Genomic DNA, 17,602 nt, shown 5'->3' with positions numbered 1-17,602 from the left:
TTTTGAGAAAATCGAATTGAGTATGAAATTAAATCTTAAATCAGCAGTTTTGATTGCCCTTCTTATGGGTTCAGCCTCGGTATTCACGGCCTCCATACCCGATGAAGGTATGTTTCCATTGAGCGAATTGAGTCGTGCAGGCTTGAAGAAAGCGGGTCTAAAAATTAATGAAAAAGACATTTATAATCCAGGTCAGATCGGGTTAGTTGACGCCTTGGTGCAAGTATCAGGATGTTCGGGTTCTTTTGTATCGCCCAATGGCCTAATCATTACCAACCATCACTGTGCTTTCAGCGCGGTGCAACTGGCTTCTACGCCTGCTAATAATTATTTAGAAAATGGCTTTGTGGCAAGTTCGCAAGAAAAAGAAATCGAAGCCAAAGGTCTCACCATTCGTATCACAGATTCATACGAAGATGTTTCCACGCGCATATTAAATGCAGTAGCTAATATTTCAGATCCCATCGAACGCATTAATACCATCACAAAATTGCGTCAGGACATAGCCCGCGAAGCGGAAGCTAAAGACCCCAGCATAAAAGCAGAAGTATCGGAAATGTTTATCGGTAAGTCCTATGTTCTTTTCCGCTATAAAACTATCGAAGATGTACGTTTAGTATATATCCCTCGTCAAGATATTGGCGAATTTGGTGGAGAGACGGACAACTGGGTATGGCCACGCCATACAGGTGACTTCTCCTTCTTACGTGCCTATGTAGCGCCGGACGGCAAACCTGCCAAATATTCAAAAGACAATATTCCTTATCAACCCAAAAAACATTTAAAAGTAAATCCAAAGGGTGTCGAGGAAAATGACTTTGTTTTTATTCTAGGGTATCCGGGTCGCACATTTAGACACAGACCGGCTCAATTCATCGCATACCAACAGCAATTTTTGCTACCTTATGTTTCTGAACTTTATGATTTTCAGAATCAACAAATGGCTCTAGCCGGAAAGAACGATAAAGCCACAGAATTGGCCTTAGCCACACGCATCAAAAGAAATGCGAACGTAATGAAAAATTACCGTGGAAAACTTAAAGGCTTACGAAATATTGATCTGATTACCACGAAGAAAAAAGAAGATCAGGAATTGGCTAACTTCATCACTAGCAAGCCAGAGCTCAAATCAAAATATGGCAATTTGATGCAGGATATTGACGCACATTATCAATTGGTTTTCTCTGATGCTCTGCGTGAACTTTGGTTCAACAACCTGTATACCGGCATACGTACTATGCATGTAGCCAGTCTAATTAACTCGTTCAAAAAAGCTGTAGCCAATCATAAAAGCGATAGCGAAAGACAACAGTTTTTCGACTTGAATATAGCCAATGTCAAAAAACAGCTGGACGCTGTCTACGAAAGCTATAATGTCACTGCAGACAAAGCTATTGCTGCACGTATGTTTGCTGACGCGATGGCACTGACAGGTCATCACCGCATCCAAACGATACAGAAAAAGAATTTTGCAGATGCTACACAAGCGGTTTCTTATATTGAGCAAACGATCAACGAGTCGAAGTTAAATTCTGCAGATGGGCTATATGCTTCAGTATTGAAAGATGCAAAATCTCTATTGAATTATTCGGATGAAGCATTAAAAATCCAACTACAGCTTAACGAAGAATATACAACATACCGCGAAGAGTTAAAGCGTCGTGAAGGCGTCCTTAATCGCCTGATGGGTGATTATGTAGCAGTGAAAGAAGTTTTCCAAGCGAAAAACTTTATTCCTGATGCCAATTCTACATTGCGTCTGACATATGGTAATATCAAAGGATACAGTCCGGCAGATGCTACGTATATGGCTCCTTTCACTACCGTGAAAGGTTTGCTAGAAAAGGGTAATTCTGGAGATCCTGAATTTAAATATCCTCAACCTATTCAGGAAGCTTGGCTAGCCAAAAACTTTGGTCCTTATACCCGCAAAGGAACGGATGATGTACCAGTAAACATTCTTTATAATATGGATACAACAGGCGGTAATTCGGGATCACCGATTATGAACGCTTATGGAGAATTGATTGGTGTGAATTTCGACCGCTCGTATGATGCCACCATCAATGACTTCGCTTGGAACGAAAGTTACAGCCGTTCAATAGGTGTGGATATTCGCTATGTACTGTGGATCGCTGACAAGATCGACAACGCACAGTTTATCATCAAAGAAATGGGAATTTAAAATTAAAGAGGTGCTCAACGCACCTCTTATCATATTACAAAAAAACTTAATTACACATGAGGCATTTACTTACAGCGATCAGCATATTTATAGCATGTACCACCTTCGCACAGACGAAGATTTCAAATGATCAAGCCTTAAAAAAAATCAAGAAAACAGGCGTACAACTGCTGGATGTTCGTACGGAAAATGAGTACGATCTGAATCATATTCCCAATGCGATAAATATCAATTGGAACAAGCAGGATCAGTTTGCCGAAATCAGCAATAAGCTCAATAAAAAGAAGCCAGTTTATTTGTACTGCAAATCCGGCAATCGCTCTGCAAAAGCTGCAAAATATCTTACCGAACAAGGATTTCGAGTATTCGACATCCAAGGTGGAGTCATCGACTGGCAAAAATCCAATCTGCCTTTGGTCACTACAGAAGAAGAATTAACAAATCTGACTCTCAAAGAATTTAAAGCTTTCATTAAATACCACCCAAAAGTACTGGTAGATTTTTATGCCGACTGGTGTGTGCCTTGCAAAGAGATGGCCCCTATCATTGCTGATGTGGCTTCACAACATAAAGACACCGTGAAAGTCCTTAAAATAAATACCGATCTGAATAAGACACTGGTCAAACAAATGGGCATTTCGGGCATACCGCAAATTTCGATCTATAAATTTGGAAAAGAAACGTGGACTACAACCGGACTAACTGATCTAGAAACTCTACAAAAAGCTATCAATTAATATGAATACGTATACCCTAATCATAGCCTCCATATTTGGTATCACCGCGATAATATTAGGTGCATTTGGCGCGCATTTGTTCAAAAAGAAAATTTCAGCCGATAAATTAGCTTCTTTTGAAGTGGGTGTTCGTTATCAGATGTATTCCGCGCTGACGTTACTCATTTTAGGTTTTCAGTTGGATTTTGACCTCTACAGCGAGCGCCTTGCGATTTACGCAATCACACTAGGCACTCTACTTTTCTCCTGCAGCATTTATTTCCTATCTTTTGCCGATTATTGGAAAAAGAATTTGAAGTTTATCGGCCCTATCACTCCCCTAGGCGGATTGCTGATGATTATTGGTTGGGCTTCGTTTATGACATCTTTCTTCAACGCATCTTAATTTTTTAGCATGAAATACTTAACTTTAGGTAGACGATTCGCTAATCATTATGAACCAGTTATCTAAAGAAACAGCTCAAGAATTAATTAATACACTGGAAAAGAGATTTTTAAAATTCACAACTCGCCATCCAAATATAGATTGGGAAAGCGTAAAAGAGAAACTTCAAAATAACCCTTCCAAATTACTCACGATTTACAAAATGGAGGAAACAGGAGGTGAACCTGATGTTATTGGTAAAGATGAGGTTACGCAAGAAATTATTTTTGCTGATTGCGTGGCCGAAAGTCCCAAAGGACGCAGAAGTGTGTGCTATGACCACGAGGCATTGGAATCCAGAAAGCAGTACAAACCCGAAAATTCAGCAGTGCATATGGCCGAAGAAATAGGCATTGAATTGATGGATGAAGAACAGTATCATGCGTTCCAGCAACTCGGGGAGTTTGATTTAAAAACTTCCAGTTGGATTAAGACGCCCGTTGCTATCCGGGCCAAAGGCGGTGCATTATTTGGAGATCGTCGTTTTGGACGCGTATTTACCTACCACAATGGGGCCGAATCCTATTACGGTGTTCGGGGTTTTAGAGGGATTTTGAAGATTTAATGACGATTAATCCCCACACTATTGGATTTAGATTGTTAGTATTAAAACTACTGTATTTCAAATGGAATCAGTAAATTGACATAACATCTAAAAAACGAACCTATAATGATATTTAAAAAAATGGGCCTAACGGCTCTTAGTAAAATAAAAATTGCGACTTTATTATTCTCTGTTCTTGTTTTGATGCTCCTTACCAATCTCCAAGAGCGCTCGACCATAAAACGACTGAACAATGCAGTCACTTCTATTTATGAAGACAGAGTAGTGGTGGGAAATTACATATTGACACTTTCAAACGATATGGAAGAAGTGATTCATGTTCTCCAATCGAATGCGCCCAATAAAGCCCAGATTACCAAAGCAGCACTTGCGGAAATAGATTCCCTCACCACATTGTACGACAAGACCTACCTCACCGAAACTGAGCAGATAAATTTTCAAAAATTCAAAGAGCTATGTCAAGACATTAAGAAAGACATTCAACAATCCAAGCCCGAAACAGCATTAGCGACAAGCTTGGAAGCACAAAAAATACTGAAAATTTTATCTTCCATTCAAGTTGATGAAGGGAAAAATAAACTTGAAGAAGTCTTGAGTATTACCAATACGAGAAGTTTCCTCTCCTACCTAGAGATTGTGACTATTATTGTTATATCGATATTGATACAAAAAATAATACTTTCCACAAAGCCGCTCGTCATCCCAAAAACCAAAGATAGCCATCATTTGAATTAAGCATTAATACATAACGGATTAGTATAATTTTATTAATTACTGCATATTTGTATCTTAGCAACATACATTTGCCATAATTGAAAAACACCATGAGTAAAATATCTATTTTATATGTAGATGACGAAGAGAATAATTTAGTTTCCTTCAAGGCTAATTTTCGGATGAAATACAATATTCATACGGCTATTAGTGGAAATGAAGCTATTGAAATTATTAAGAAAACGCCTATTGAAATCATCATCACAGACCAAAGAATGCCCGAGATGACTGGCGTAGAGTTTTTAGAAAAAGTGATTGAGATTAATCCTGAGCCAATGCGCATTTTATTGACAGGATATACCGATATGACGGCTGTCATAGACGCTGTTAATAAAGGGAAAATATTCCACTACTTAACGAAGCCTTGGAATGCAAATGAATTGGATGAGACCATTCAGAAAGCTTACGAAATATATGCTGACAGGAAATCAACACTAGACAAATTTTCAAGTTTAGAAGATTCTAATGAGCAATTGGAATTTCTATTAAGACAGAAATTATTATCGTAAATGCTATTTACTAGGAATGTACAATGTAAATTTTGTGCCTTTTCCTAATTCGGATTCCACTTCTACTTTTCCATTAATTTTTATCAACGCACTATTTACATTATACAGGCCAAAGCCCATGCCTTGAGCCTGGTGGCTGGCCCTGTAGAATAATTTAAAAATATCCTCGACAGATTCATTGGCGATACCTATCCCATTGTCTTCCACGATGATCGTAGCCATACCCTTGGCTACTTTGAATTGTGCTTTGATGTATTTGTCTTTTGCGTCAAGCTTTTGATATTTAAATGCATTGCTCAGCAAATTGTGCAATATAAGTTCGAGTAAGGATAAATCACTTTTGAACAAAGAATTCTGTTCTACCGTTATGCTAAGATTCACCTTATTCTCTTCAATAGAAATTTTATAGAATTCATTAATCGAGTCAGCGACCTCATGGAAGTCTATTTCTTTCAACAGTAATTCTCCTCTGCGCAGCAGATAATAATCTTTGAGGCTGTCAATGTATTGATCCAATTTCAATACAGATCCCTGCATCAGCAGTAGAAGTTCATGAATAGGCTTAACTTGATCGTAACCCAATGCATAGCTAATGGCTGAGAGCACTCCTGCCAGTGGATCACGCATATCATGACTGATGCTATAGGCGAACTTATCCAATTCATCGTAGGCTTTCTGTAGCTCTTCATTTTTTATATCTAACAAGGATGTGGCTATATAAAATTTATTTGCTTCCTCTATCGAAGAAATAATATCCTCATTCAACCACGGTTTGCGCACAAACTTAAATATGTTACCCTTATTGATGGCATTGACGACTACATTCATATCCGCATAAGCGGTCAGAAGTATACGAATAGGACGTGGATATAGCTTCTTAATTCTTGACAGAAAATCGACACCCAGCTCATGGGGCATGCGATGATCACAAAAAATAATTCTGATATTAGGATTCTCTGCCAATATCTTCTCTGCTTCGATGGTATCCGAAGCCGTATGAATTGTATAATCTAACCTGAAATTAGCCTTGAATCCCAAAAGATTATTTAATTCATCATCTACATACAAAATCTCTACTTTATCCATATCCATCCAATTTCTATTCAGTGTGCCTCATAGGTATAATGATATTAAAGGTAGTGCCCACTCCTACTTCTGATTCCACCAAAATCCTGCCATTATGTTTTTCTACAGTTTTATATGCTATTGACATACCCAATCCCGTGCCTTCGCCCACATCTTTGGTCGTAAAGAAAGGTTCAAAGATTTTGTCTTTCACATGCTCTGGAATTCCAATACCATTATCGGTTATTTTAATAAATATAGAAGAATCCGTCTCAAATATACCTGTTTCGATGACTAAATGTCCCCCAATACTTTCCCCAAATTTTTTATCTATCGCGTAAATCGCATTTGAAAGTATATTTAAGAAGACTTGATTTAATTTTCCGGCATAGCACTCAATTAAAGGGATGTCTCCATACTGTTTGTGTACATCAATTTTATCTTTAACCAAGCTATTTAAAATCACCATTGTAGAATCGACCCCTTCATTGATATCAGCAAATTTTAGGGTATCTTCATCCACTCGTGAAAATACACGTAAACTTTTTACAATTTCAGCGGTACGGCTAGCTCCCTCATGCATACCTTTCAGTAAAAATTCCACTTCCGTCTTGACATAATCAATGTCCATATCACCTTTATAGTCAGCGATCCACTTCATCTTTTCTTCAGTAGTAAGTTCGGTATTGAGAGCCAGTTTTTCGAATTCGGCAATAGCTTCCCAGATCATGTCAATATCTCTTCTCAATGGAGCGACATTGGCAGTCACGAAATTAATAGGATTATTGATTTCATGAGCTACCCCGGCTGTCAATTGTCCTAAAGAAGCCATTTTTTCAGCTTCTACCAGCTGACTTTGTGTGTCCTTCAGATGTTGTAATGCTGCCGTTAAGGAATCATTGGCCGTCGTCAGATCTTTGGTTCGCTCCTGCACATTACGCTCCAATTCGATATTCTGCATGCGTATCAAATGTTCATTCTCCATTAAGATTTGCATTGCTTTGGCTTGTGACTCTTCTTTCTCTTTGCGGTAGATATTGATTTTGTCGGCCAACGCAAATGACAACAATAATGCCTCGATAGATACCCCTATTTGGACAGAATGAAATGTGAATTTATTATAGGATAAGATGCCGTAATCTTTCAACACATATACGATTACACTCCCCAAAAATATTCCCCAAGCGATTAAAAATAATTTTGCAGACTTGTTTCCATTTTTGAGCGCAATAAACCCGATTATCAATACTACGATAGAACCTAAACCTGCCACAAAATTTATAATCTCGTAGCTCAATCCCGGAAAGCCAGCAATCAAAAGTACTATAGCAATGAGATCGCCGAGGAGTATAGTATTCAATGACCAATTCACGCGTCGGTGAAGGCTCTTTGTATTTAAAAATGATTTAATAAACAGTATAGAAGCAATTCCCGACATCGCCCCCGCAAAAGCAACGAATTTGACATTTGATAATATAGGAGAACCTATGAGACGTGGAAAAAATCCTAGAATGGCAACTTGAACTACGGCAACCCAAAAGATGTAGTGCACAAAGGCCAGGTAGTGATTATCCCTTACACCTAAAAAGATAAATAGGTTGTACAACAACACCATCAACATGATACCAATAAAAAAACCGGAACTCAAATCATAAGTGAGTATCTGGCTTACAATCGGTTTTTCTGCACAAATCGAGACCGGAAGCAATAATTGTTTCACACTATTCACTTTGATATAGCAGGTCACGGTATCTTTGTGTGGAACAAACAAATCAAACGTATAAAATTGATGCTCCACCGCTCTTTCTTTAAGATCACCGTTAATATCAAATTCTACACTGTCTATCTGCCCGTTTACAACCTTGTATAACTTAACCCGGTCAATGGATGGATTAGAAATGTTTAATATTAAATGATCATGGGGTATCTCATTCACAAACTGAAATTTCACCCAATTATTGAAATTATTAACTCCTAAATTAGGAACATCACTTGTACTTTGCTTGAACAGTGAATCACTTTGAAGAATATCTTCAAAAGTTAAATTATTAGAAGAATCTTGAAAAACATGAAGATACGAACCCACATACCTATCGCCACTCATACTCCCAATCCTTAATACAGGCTGGGTAGCATGTAAAGCGGTGATGGAAAGAAAAAATATCAAACTTACTATAAATCGCATTTTTAAACGCATAATCTAGTTATTATACATCGAATTGTTTCTCAACACTTCATCTATATCAAAATAGCATCTACCCGAAACTACATCTTCACCCAATAATATTTTGCGGGTCACATCAGTAGTAACCGCTCCCCCCATGGTCACCGAAGAAGCTAATTGAGGCCAAGAACGTATAGATTTACCCATAGCCCCAAAAGAATCCAGCATCCTCGCGGATAGATTCTCCACATTCACGATTTGCTTTACCAGATTCATGCGATCTTCTCCTGATAGATTGTCTAATGAATGCACCTCTGCTTCATATATTAACCCATGAAGGATTGGATAGTTTTCATTTATATCATAACGCTCGACATCCAACATACATTTGTCATTCGTTTCCATAATTACAGGAATACGGAACTTTTTAGCCGCTATTCGGCTATTTATTTTTATATCTAGACCGTCACACACTTCCACGAGTACATCCAATTTGGAGGTGCCTAACATAAAGTCCTCCATATTTTGATCTGTCAACCCTTCTTGATAAATTTTCACATCTATAAAAGGATCAATTTCGGCGATTTCTCGTGCCGCAATGACGGTTTTATTTATATTAAGATTGTGTATACCTGTTCGTATACGGTTCAAATTACTTAATTCCGCTGTATCAAAATCTGCCAGTTTGATGGTACCGCAAATACGTTCCATCGCCATCGTTAATGCAATGGATTGCCCCACGGACAGCCCAATAATTCCTACAGTCTTAGTCCGTAGAATGTCCTGCTCCTCTTTTGTAATCTTTAGCTGATTTCTGTTCGTCCTTACCGACACAAATTCTTCTTCATAGAGTGTATGTACCAAACGCTTGCTCCATGGATAATAAACCCATAAGCCATACTCCTCCATATTCCTTCCCTGCAGATGAGTTCGAATAGCTTCATTCATTTCCGCTATTGAAAAATTGACAGCTGGAAATTTAATTTTTATTAACTCTTCCAGTTGGGTATATATCGTATCAAACTTCTGAATAGATTTATCGTTTAAAAGAACATCAATTTTCCTTTGATCTTCCGGCTGACCAATTTGCAGGATTTCAGCTTTAAAAGAATTTTCCATTAATTTAGATTATAATTACAGTGCAGAAAGACTATAAGAAACTGAGATCCTCCTGAGACACACTATGGATGGTTGGTTTCCGCAGGCTTTGAATGACTTTATTGATATCCCATTTGTCCAGATGCTCAATTTCTGCTTTATACTCGATCTCAATTTCTCTTTTCCGGAGAATTTCGACTTTAGTGACATCCAGATTATTTCGAATTTTAAATATGGAATCGCGCTCTTCGGGATCAGCAATAGGCAGATTCTTCACATCTTCTAAAATCATCGAAGTCGCTAATAAATCTAATTTGGGATAATAAAATGTACCATTGTTGCCCACGCTATTTTCTAGCCTATAACCTACAGATTCAGCCATTTTTACGGTGTACGGCGCACACAGCGCAAACAAGGAATTTAGGCCAATTTGTGTCGAGATAGCTACTGCGGCACGGGTCAAAAAGATACTTCCCACTCCATATCCAGCGATTTCTCGGGAATTCCATAAGCCACATACCTCACCTGTACCCGTTTGCGAATGCTGCCATACCAGATCAAAAATCTTAGGGTCCATTTTGCCCGTAGCCTCTTCGATAGGCAATAATTGTGACCCTCCAGCTACGTGCACCCGAGCACCTCCATATACGGACTCTCCATCGAGAGATTCTACAATCAAAACGAAGGCAGCAGGATTGTACATCCACTCATCTTTGGATGAGGTCACCTTTTTAACGCCTATAGATGTCAGCACATGAGCGTGCCCTTCTATAAATTTTTCACACGTTTTTGGGTCATCTATCGCTCTGAAAGCTCTTAATCGAACTACAGGTCGACCATCTTTAAATACTAAAGCCACTTTATAAAGCAATTAAATGTAAAAAAATATTTATGTTCGTTTTGCAAAGGTATTCGGTTTAAAATGGATTATTGGGACTCATCACTGATATATTCATCCAAAATCTTATAAATACCCTCTCTATCTATTGGTTTGGTTATATAATCCTTTATAAAATTATACTCTCTATAATTTGATCTATCCAATGGACTTTTTGAAGAGCTCACTATGTAAACATGGCTATTATGGATAAATTCAAATTTATAATTCATTAAATTATCAATTAGCTCCCAACCATTCATAATGGGCATATTTATATCAATAAAAATCAGATTAGGATGAAAACTTGGTTCATCTTTGGTTGAAACAAAATAATCCAATGCCTTCTTGCCATCCGAAAAAAGCTGAACCTCAATTTTTCTAGCCGGATACTCCTCTAGAAATCTTTTAAATAAAAAACAGAAGATTGCATTATCTTCTACCAGCGCAACACGCATAAAATTTGATAGATTTACAACCTACATTCCATCTTTAAGAGGCATTATATTATGTTGTAAAACGAATCACTCCCTTTTAGAAATTAAAGCAAAAGGAATAATGCATTACATATAATCTCTCCTATTTAAAAGACTGTAGATTTTGAGATTAGATCAAAAAAAATCTAAATATGTTTTTCATAAATAGTCGGACCAAACCCATAGCTACAGGCTTCTAGTCCTTCGCAATTTACAAAAACTTTTGGTTTGGCAAACACTTTAATATATTTTTAAACACTACCAAACGGGTAAAAATTTTTTTAGTCAATAAAAATCTATAACACACTGTTTATCAGTATGTATTTTTGAATTTACAAAAACCTACCTCCCCCTATTTTAGAATAATTCGGTTTGTATAGCGGGAGGTTTTTTCTTTTTGTGGATTTTGACATAGGTTCTCCTGCAATTTTCCACCATCCAAAATAGCTCTAGATAGCTGATAAGGTGGATTCGAATAAGAGCAGCCATGGTGGAGAATGCCTTTTTGCTTTACGATCTCACTCTTAAGACCTGCAATAGTAATTGGGCGATCAAGGTACACCAAATCTGTGTTTTGATGCCGTTTTCGGTTTCTGAATAAAAGTAATGTAACTGGAAATTTTGCTTTAACCCAGATTACGCAATTCGGTTAACCGTTAACGTAACCGTAAATATATAAACTTATATAATTGCTGAATATTTAAATCACTAATTATACGACATTCTTCGATTAGGCTGGTTTACCAATGGTTATGCGATAAAAATAGAAATTAATTTATAATTAACCAAACAATACTTGATGTAAGGAAAAATTTGAGGGTACGCTAGCGTTGTAAAGAATAGAAGCAACTTCCTTACAAATCTTGCGCGATAGCGTATCCTGCTGCCCATGCCCATTGAAAATTGTACCCGCCTAGCCAGCCTGTGATGTCTACAGCCTCTCCACCGAAGTATAGGCCAGGATTTTTCTTAGACTCTAATGTTTTGGGATTGAGTTCATGTGTAGCTATACCTCCGCGCATCACTTCCGCTTTGTCGTAGCCTTTATCGCCTGCAGCTTTTACTTTAAACTTGTGGATGGTATCAATTATTAATTTTGCATCAGCTTTGCTCAATGAGGCGATTTTAATATCGAGAGGAAGATATTTGCCCAAGGCATCGACCATTTTTTTGGTAAAATAATCATTGAGAATTTGTCCCACCAAGCGCTTGCCCCCACTGTTTCGCTCGTGCTTGATGATATCTTCGAGGCTAAATTTTGGCAGCAAATCCATAGTGAATATTTCACCAGCGCGCCAATAAGATGAGATTTGCAAAATAGCTGGACCGCTTAATCCCCAATGCGTAAAAAGGATGTTCTCTTCAAAAGATATACGATCGTTGTACACGCGCGCAAAAACAGAATTACCGGACAAGGAAGCATACCATTCCGCATCTTTACCCGTGATAGTTAGAGGTACCAAAGCCGGTGCGGTTTGCATTATTTCCATATCAAATTGGCAAGCTGCCCGAATCGCAAAATCCGAAGCACCCAATTTGTGTACTGGGAGACCTCCCGAAGCAAATACGATTTTTGGAGCATTTAATTTTTCTTCTCTCCCATTTCTTTCTACCGAAAGCTCGTAGCCATCATCTATCTTTTGCACCGCTTTGACCAAAGTATTCAACCACAAGTCCTGACCCGTGTCGAACAGCAATTTGGTGAAGGTAGCGACGATATCTTTAGCTTTATTCGATGTGGGAAAAAGTTGGCCGAGTGTTTTTTCTTGTGGTTTTATTCCTCCAAAATTTTGGAAAAAGTCAATGGTATCTGTTACTGACCATTGCGCAAATACCGCATTCAGAAATTTAGGATTTTCAGACACAAAATTCTCTAAGCTCGTACCCATATTGGTATAATTACAACGGCCTCCTCCTGATATCAGAATCTTAGCGCCAGGTTTGTCATTGCGTTCAAGCAGTAATGTCTTTTTCCCTAACAAGCCCGCCTGTGCTGCGCACATCAATCCACATGCTCCTGCCCCAATAATTATTGCGTCGTATTTTACCAATGTTTTCTGAATTAATCACCAAAGATAGGTCCTCTTCCTAAATAGGACAAATTAAATAAATGAAAATCCCGAAACCTTGCAGCTTCGGGATTTTTATTAATATTTTGTTGAAATTAATTCGCCGGCTACGGGAACTGTTCTCCGCTCCCGCCACGATATATCTCCCAATTCAAGAATGCGAATCACATCGCGTGCTTCTTCAGGCTTGATGAATAAGGATTCCTCACCACGCAAAGTAGCGACTATATTTTTATAAAAATCCTGACCTGTCCCAATCTCACTCAAAACATATTCGTGCACATCGTCCCCATTTTCTAACAGAGAAAGCGACCCTTGAATATCCGCAGACTCTACACCCCAATCGGGCTTGGCTTCTGGTCGTATGCCCGCACGCAACAAGTTTTCCTGAGGATCCACGCCGCTCTTCACAAAAGAACCATTCATCCCATAGATCGCAAAGCGTGGTGTCGGTTCTTTGGCCAGCATTTGTCCTTTCAAGGTTACCTTTAATCGTGGATAAGACAAGATGTACTCGAAATCATCTACAGCAGAGGCTCCATCACGCTGTGCCCTTAAATCTGCAAAAACATAGTCCGGATGACCAAATAACTGCAAAGCTTGATCAATTAAGTGCGCTCCCAGATCGTAATGTATTCCTGAACCCGGCAAATTCTGTTCACGCCAAGCTCCTTCTCTCAAGAAATTACGGAAGCGATCGAATCGGGCTTCATAACTCACCACACGTCCCAATCTACCCTCTGCCAATACACGTTTTACAGTTTTATAATCCGAATGGAATCTCGCATTGTGATGAACGGACAAAAGTAAACCTTTTGATTTGGCTAATGCAATTAACTCGTCAGCTTCGGCGGTAGTATTGGTAAATGGCTTTTCTACCACCACATGCTTTCCCGCTTCCAACGCTTGTTTTGTCAAACTATAGTGCACATCATTCGAAGTGGCCACAACAACAATATCTACTTCCGGGTCATTGATAATATCATCAGCAGATAATACACCGACTGCAGCAGGATAACGTTCCGCCAACATTTTTTGCTGATCCGCTTTACGCGCAGTCACTTTATATAATTCTAAATTTGGATTGCTTGCGATAAAAGGAGCATGAAATACATGTCCTCCTATTGAAAACCCAATCAATCCTACTTTGTATCTTTTCATACTCAATTATTAGGGCTTATAAGAGGCTAAATATACTTAGCACACGGCTCAAAAAAAAATAATCTAACCAATTTCTTGGTTAGATTATTCAAATATTAAATGGTTTTTTGAAAATTACATTCTTTCTGGAACCTGAATACCTAATAAACGCATAGATTCGGCAATTACTTTTGCAGCTGAAGCTGACAAATGTAAACGGAATGTTTTCACATCGGCATCTTCGGCTTTCAATATGGTCTCCTCATGGTAAAATTTGTTGTATAATTTTGCTATTTCATACACATAATTAGCCAATTGCGCTGGACTAAATTCTTTTGCTGAAGCAGCGATCACATTTGGAAACTCACCCAAAGTCTGGATCAGATCACGTTCGTAAGAAGAAATACTTGCAGGGATAGCGACTGTGGCAGAAGTATTGAAATCCGCTTTACGCAATACCGACTTGATACGTGCGTGGGTATATTGAATAAACGGACCTGTATGTCCCTGGAAATCTACCGATTCGCTTGGATCAAACAACAAACGTTTTTTCGGATCTACTTTTAGCAAGAAATATTTCAAAGCTCCCATACCAATGGTATTGTAAAGCTCTGATTTTTCCTCTTCCGAGAAACCATCTGTTTTACCTAATTCTTCCGTACGCGATTGTGCGGTATCAATCATTTCAGCCATCAAATCATCCGCATCGACTACTGTTCCCTCGCGAGATTTCATCTTACCCGAAGGCAAATCAACCATTCCGTAAGAAAGGTGGAATAAGCCTTCAGCCCAAGATTTACCTAATTTCTTTAAGATCGAAAACAATACTTTGAAGTGGTAATCCTGTTCGTTACCTACTACATATATCGATTCGTTCATTCCGAATTCATCGAATTTCAATTGTGCTGTACCCAAATCTTGCGTGATGTACACAGAAGTACCATCGCCACGCAAAACCAATTTTTGATCTAAGCCCTCATCCGTCAAATCTATCCAAACGGAATTGTCTTCTTTTTTGAAGAACACACCACTGTCTAGACCTTCTTGAATAATATCTTTACCCAACAAATAGGTATTGGATTCGTAATAATATTTATCAAAATCAACACCTAATTGCTTGTATGTCTTTGCAAATCCAGCGTAAACCCATTCATTCATGGTTTTCCACAAAGAAATAACTGCTTCATCACCAGCTTCCCATTGACGTAGCATTTCTTGCGCTTCTTTCATCAAAGGTGCATTTTTCTTTGCATCATCTTCGCTTTGCCCTTCGGCTTTTAGCGCTTCTATTTCTTTTTTGTATTCTTTGTCAAATACAACGTAGTATTTTCCTACCAAATGGTCACCTTTCAATCCGGAAGATTCTGGTGTCTCGCCATTACCGAATTTCTGCCAAGCCAACATCGACTTGCAGATGTGGATACCACGGTCATTTACCAAATTAGCTTTGATAATATCGTAACCGTAAGCTTTCAATATTTCCGCCACCGAATAACCTAATAAATTATTGCGGATATGACCTAAGTGCAGTGGCTTATTGGTATTGGGCGAAGAATATTCGACCATCAACTTCTTACCATTGGAAGGGAATTTTCCAAAATCAGCAGCCACAATAGTTTCGTTAAGCAAGGAGATCCAATAAGAATCCGACAACGAAATATTTAAAAATCCTTTGATTACATTGAATGCCGAAATCGCATCGATGTTTTGTTGTAAGTACCCACCGATTTCTGTACCGGTTTGTTCGGGTGATTTTTTAGAAAAGCGCGTAACAGGAAATGTTACGATAGTAATTTGTCCTTCAAATTCTTTTCTAGTCTCTTGTAGAGCTATTTGTGTCTCTGGAATATCAGCACCATAAAGTGCCTTGACAGCAGCAACAGTTTGTTCAACTAGCGTGTGTTGTATCGAATTAGCCATGTAAATATTGCGTAATAATTCTATCTCTCTGATAATGAAGTCAAAAAATAACACCTAAGGTATTTAGGTATTCATCACGAAAGTATATCTTTGCAAAAATAATAAAAAATGCAGAGCTATCAGGAATTTCTTGACTTAAGTGTTGGTTTTCCCCAAGACGGATTCGAAATCATCGACGACGAATTGTATTTCCACGATTTGAACTTGATGGAAATGATTGAAACGTATGGCACGCCATTGCGTTTTACCTACCTACCTATTGTCAGTAAAAAAATACAACAGGCGAAGATTTTGTTTCAAACCGCAATATTGAAACACAATTACCGTGGGTCGTATAAGTATTGTTATTGTACCAAGTCATCGCACTTCAAACACATCGTGGAAGAAGCGTTGAAAAATGATATCCACTTGGAGACTTCATCTGCATTTGATATGCCGATGATTGATTCATTGGAGCGTCAGGGCACGGTTAATAAAGACATTACGGTAATTTGTAATGGTTTCAAAACCTACCAATACAAACAGTATATCATCGATATGATTCATGATGGATATACGAATATCATTCCTGTATTGGATAATAAAGAAGAATTCAACTTGTATGATGACGAAATTGAATTGGACGAGCCATGTGCGTTGGGGATTCGTATTGCTTCAGAAGAGCAACCTGATTCGCAGTTCTACACCTCTCGTTTAGGTATTCGTCAAGAAGATGTTATTGATTTCTATAACAATAAGATTGCAGACAACCCGAACTTCAAGGTAAAATTGTTGCACTTCTTTATCAATTCTGGTATTTCGGACACCCCTTATTACTGGAATGAGTTGGAGAAATATGTAACGCTTTATTGCAAATTCAAGAAAATCAACCCAGATTTAGATACATTAGATATTGGTGGTGGTATGCCTTTCAAAGATTCATTGGTTCATGATTTCGATTATGAATACATGGTCAACGAGATCGTAAACCGCATCAAACAAATCTGTGCGCACCACGAAGTAATGGAACCGGATATTATTACAGAATTTGGTAAATACACCGTGGCGGAGGCTTCAGGAATTTTGTACAAAGTATTGGGTCGTAAGCAACAAAATGACCGTGAAAAATGGTTTATGATTGATGGTTCATTCATCACCAACTTACCAGATGTTTGGGCATTGAACCAAAAATATATCTTATTACCGATCAACAATTGGGATTCGGAATATGAGCGTGTCAATTTAGGGGGTATCACATGTGATGGTCAGGATTATTACAATCAGGAAGCTCATATGAACTCGGTATTCATGCCTAAAACACGTAAAGTTCAATATTTAGGATTCTTCCACACGGGAGCATACCAAGATGTATTGTCTGGTTACGGTGGTATTCACCACTGTTTGTTGCCTTCTCCAAAGCACGTATTGATACGTCGCAATCGAGATGAAACTTTCAATTATGAAGTATTTGGTGAGGAGCAAAATTCCAAACAAGTAATGAAACTATTAGGTTATCAATAAAACAAAAAGGGGCCGTATCAAAACATCAAAAGTTAGATACGGCTTTTTATTTTTTAATCGTCAGCTTCTTTCCTGAGTATTTCCTGAATTTGATATAAT

15 protein-coding genes are annotated in these 17,602 nt (G+C 38.2%); 7 read left to right on the top strand and 8 right to left on the bottom strand.

Annotated elements, in window-relative coordinates; genetic code table 11:
• Positions 1-22 precede the first annotated feature (22 nt).
• The 6 genes from EDC17_RS04555 (at position 23) to EDC17_RS04530 (ending at position 5,194) form a co-directional block, all read left to right on the top strand.
• A complete protein-coding gene (locus tag EDC17_RS04555; RefSeq protein WP_132776967.1) occupies positions 23-2,185 on the top strand; it encodes a S46 family peptidase in 2,163 nt (720 codons plus the stop codon).
• Between the two features lie 56 nt (positions 2,186-2,241).
• Positions 2,242-2,922 carry a thioredoxin domain-containing protein gene (locus EDC17_RS04550; RefSeq protein ID WP_132776966.1) on the top strand — a complete coding sequence of 227 codons (681 nt, stop codon included), beginning with the start codon at positions 2,242-2,244 and terminating at the stop codon, positions 2,920-2,922.
• Between the two features lies 1 nt (position 2,923).
• A complete protein-coding gene (locus EDC17_RS04545) occupies positions 2,924-3,307 on the top strand; it encodes a DUF423 domain-containing protein (RefSeq protein ID WP_132776965.1) in 384 nt (127 codons plus the stop codon).
• 49 nt (positions 3,308-3,356) lie between these two features.
• Positions 3,357-3,911 carry a DUF4256 domain-containing protein gene (locus EDC17_RS04540; protein ID WP_132776964.1) on the top strand — a complete coding sequence of 185 codons (555 nt, stop codon included), beginning with the start codon at positions 3,357-3,359 and terminating at the stop codon, positions 3,909-3,911.
• Positions 3,912-4,016: 105 nt separating this feature from the next.
• Positions 4,017-4,646 carry an MCP four helix bundle domain-containing protein gene (locus EDC17_RS04535; RefSeq protein ID WP_132776963.1) on the top strand — a complete coding sequence of 210 codons (630 nt, stop codon included), beginning with the start codon at positions 4,017-4,019 and terminating at the stop codon, positions 4,644-4,646.
• Between the two features lie 89 nt (positions 4,647-4,735).
• A complete protein-coding gene (locus EDC17_RS04530) occupies positions 4,736-5,194 on the top strand; it encodes a response regulator (protein WP_132776962.1) in 459 nt (152 codons plus the stop codon).
• 3 nt (positions 5,195-5,197) lie between these two features.
• Here the strand turns inward: EDC17_RS04530 and EDC17_RS04525 are convergent, their stop codons facing one another.
• The 8 genes from EDC17_RS04525 to argS all read right to left on the bottom strand — a co-directional run bounded on the left by EDC17_RS04525 (position 5,198) and on the right by argS (position 16,003).
• Positions 5,198-6,280: a hybrid sensor histidine kinase/response regulator gene (locus EDC17_RS04525; protein WP_243646046.1), complete on the bottom strand. Its 1,083-nt coding sequence runs from the start codon at positions 6,278-6,280 to the stop codon at positions 5,198-5,200.
• 13 nt (positions 6,281-6,293) lie between these two features.
• Positions 6,294-8,444 (bottom strand): sensor histidine kinase, encoded by a 2,151-nt coding sequence (locus EDC17_RS04520; protein WP_165894362.1) that lies wholly within the window; start codon positions 8,442-8,444, stop codon positions 6,294-6,296.
• Between the two features lie 15 nt (positions 8,445-8,459).
• Positions 8,460-9,542: a ThiF family adenylyltransferase gene (locus EDC17_RS04515; RefSeq protein WP_132776959.1), complete on the bottom strand. Its 1,083-nt coding sequence runs from the start codon at positions 9,540-9,542 to the stop codon at positions 8,460-8,462.
• A gap of 31 nt (positions 9,543-9,573) precedes the next feature.
• A complete protein-coding gene (locus EDC17_RS04510) occupies positions 9,574-10,380 on the bottom strand; it encodes a hypothetical protein (RefSeq protein WP_132776958.1) in 807 nt (268 codons plus the stop codon).
• Positions 10,381-10,448: 68 nt separating this feature from the next.
• Entirely contained in the window at positions 10,449-10,856 is a 408-nt protein-coding gene (locus EDC17_RS04505) for a response regulator (protein WP_132776957.1), read from the bottom strand.
• Positions 10,857-11,728: 872 nt separating this feature from the next.
• The gene (locus tag EDC17_RS04500; protein WP_243646049.1) at positions 11,729-12,877 is read right to left on the bottom strand and encodes a BaiN/RdsA family NAD(P)/FAD-dependent oxidoreductase; all 1,149 of its coding nucleotides are present in this window, start codon (positions 12,875-12,877) and stop codon (positions 11,729-11,731) included.
• A gap of 144 nt (positions 12,878-13,021) precedes the next feature.
• A complete protein-coding gene (locus EDC17_RS04495) occupies positions 13,022-14,104 on the bottom strand; it encodes a Gfo/Idh/MocA family oxidoreductase (RefSeq protein ID WP_132776955.1) in 1,083 nt (360 codons plus the stop codon).
• A gap of 114 nt (positions 14,105-14,218) precedes the next feature.
• Positions 14,219-16,003, bottom strand: coding sequence for an arginine--tRNA ligase (argS, locus tag EDC17_RS04490; protein WP_132776954.1), 1,785 nt, complete (start codon positions 16,001-16,003; stop codon positions 14,219-14,221).
• A gap of 108 nt (positions 16,004-16,111) precedes the next feature.
• Between argS and EDC17_RS04485 the strand changes: the two genes are divergently transcribed.
• Positions 16,112-17,503, top strand: a complete 1,392-nt coding sequence (locus EDC17_RS04485) for a type III PLP-dependent enzyme domain-containing protein (RefSeq protein ID WP_132776953.1) — start codon at positions 16,112-16,114, stop codon at positions 17,501-17,503.
• The last annotated feature ends 99 nt before the right edge of the window (positions 17,504-17,602 follow it).

The organism is Sphingobacterium alimentarium, assembly GCF_004342685.1.
Classification (GTDB): Bacteria; Bacteroidota; Bacteroidia; order Sphingobacteriales; family Sphingobacteriaceae; genus Sphingobacterium; species Sphingobacterium alimentarium.
Note: the sequence above shows the minus strand (reverse complement) of the source record. Positions and strands in the feature narration are given on the sequence as shown.

Coding starts and splice junctions, on each gene's coding strand:
- EDC17_RS04555 (WP_132776967.1), top strand. CDS start 23: ATGAAATTAAATCTTAAATCAGCAGTTTTGATTGCCCTTCTTATGGGT.
- EDC17_RS04550 (WP_132776966.1), top strand. CDS start 2,242: ATGAGGCATTTACTTACAGCGATCAGCATATTTATAGCATGTACCACC.
- EDC17_RS04545 (WP_132776965.1), top strand. CDS start 2,924: ATGAATACGTATACCCTAATCATAGCCTCCATATTTGGTATCACCGCG.
- EDC17_RS04540 (WP_132776964.1), top strand. CDS start 3,357: ATGAACCAGTTATCTAAAGAAACAGCTCAAGAATTAATTAATACACTG.
- EDC17_RS04535 (WP_132776963.1), top strand. CDS start 4,017: ATGATATTTAAAAAAATGGGCCTAACGGCTCTTAGTAAAATAAAAATT.
- EDC17_RS04530 (WP_132776962.1), top strand. CDS start 4,736: ATGAGTAAAATATCTATTTTATATGTAGATGACGAAGAGAATAATTTA.
- EDC17_RS04525 (WP_243646046.1), bottom strand. CDS start 6,280: ATGGATAAAGTAGAGATTTTGTATGTAGATGATGAATTAAATAATCTT.
- EDC17_RS04520 (WP_165894362.1), bottom strand. CDS start 8,444: ATGCGATTTATAGTAAGTTTGATATTTTTTCTTTCCATCACCGCTTTA.
- EDC17_RS04515 (WP_132776959.1), bottom strand. CDS start 9,542: ATGGAAAATTCTTTTAAAGCTGAAATCCTGCAAATTGGTCAGCCGGAA.
- EDC17_RS04505 (WP_132776957.1), bottom strand. CDS start 10,856: ATGCGTGTTGCGCTGGTAGAAGATAATGCAATCTTCTGTTTTTTATTT.
- EDC17_RS04500 (WP_243646049.1), bottom strand. CDS start 12,877: ATGTGCGCAGCACAGGCGGGCTTGTTAGGGAAAAAGACATTACTGCTT.
- EDC17_RS04495 (WP_132776955.1), bottom strand. CDS start 14,104: ATGAAAAGATACAAAGTAGGATTGATTGGGTTTTCAATAGGAGGACAT.
- argS (WP_132776954.1), bottom strand. CDS start 16,003: ATGGCTAATTCGATACAACACACGCTAGTTGAACAAACTGTTGCTGCT.
- EDC17_RS04485 (WP_132776953.1), top strand. CDS start 16,112: ATGCAGAGCTATCAGGAATTTCTTGACTTAAGTGTTGGTTTTCCCCAA.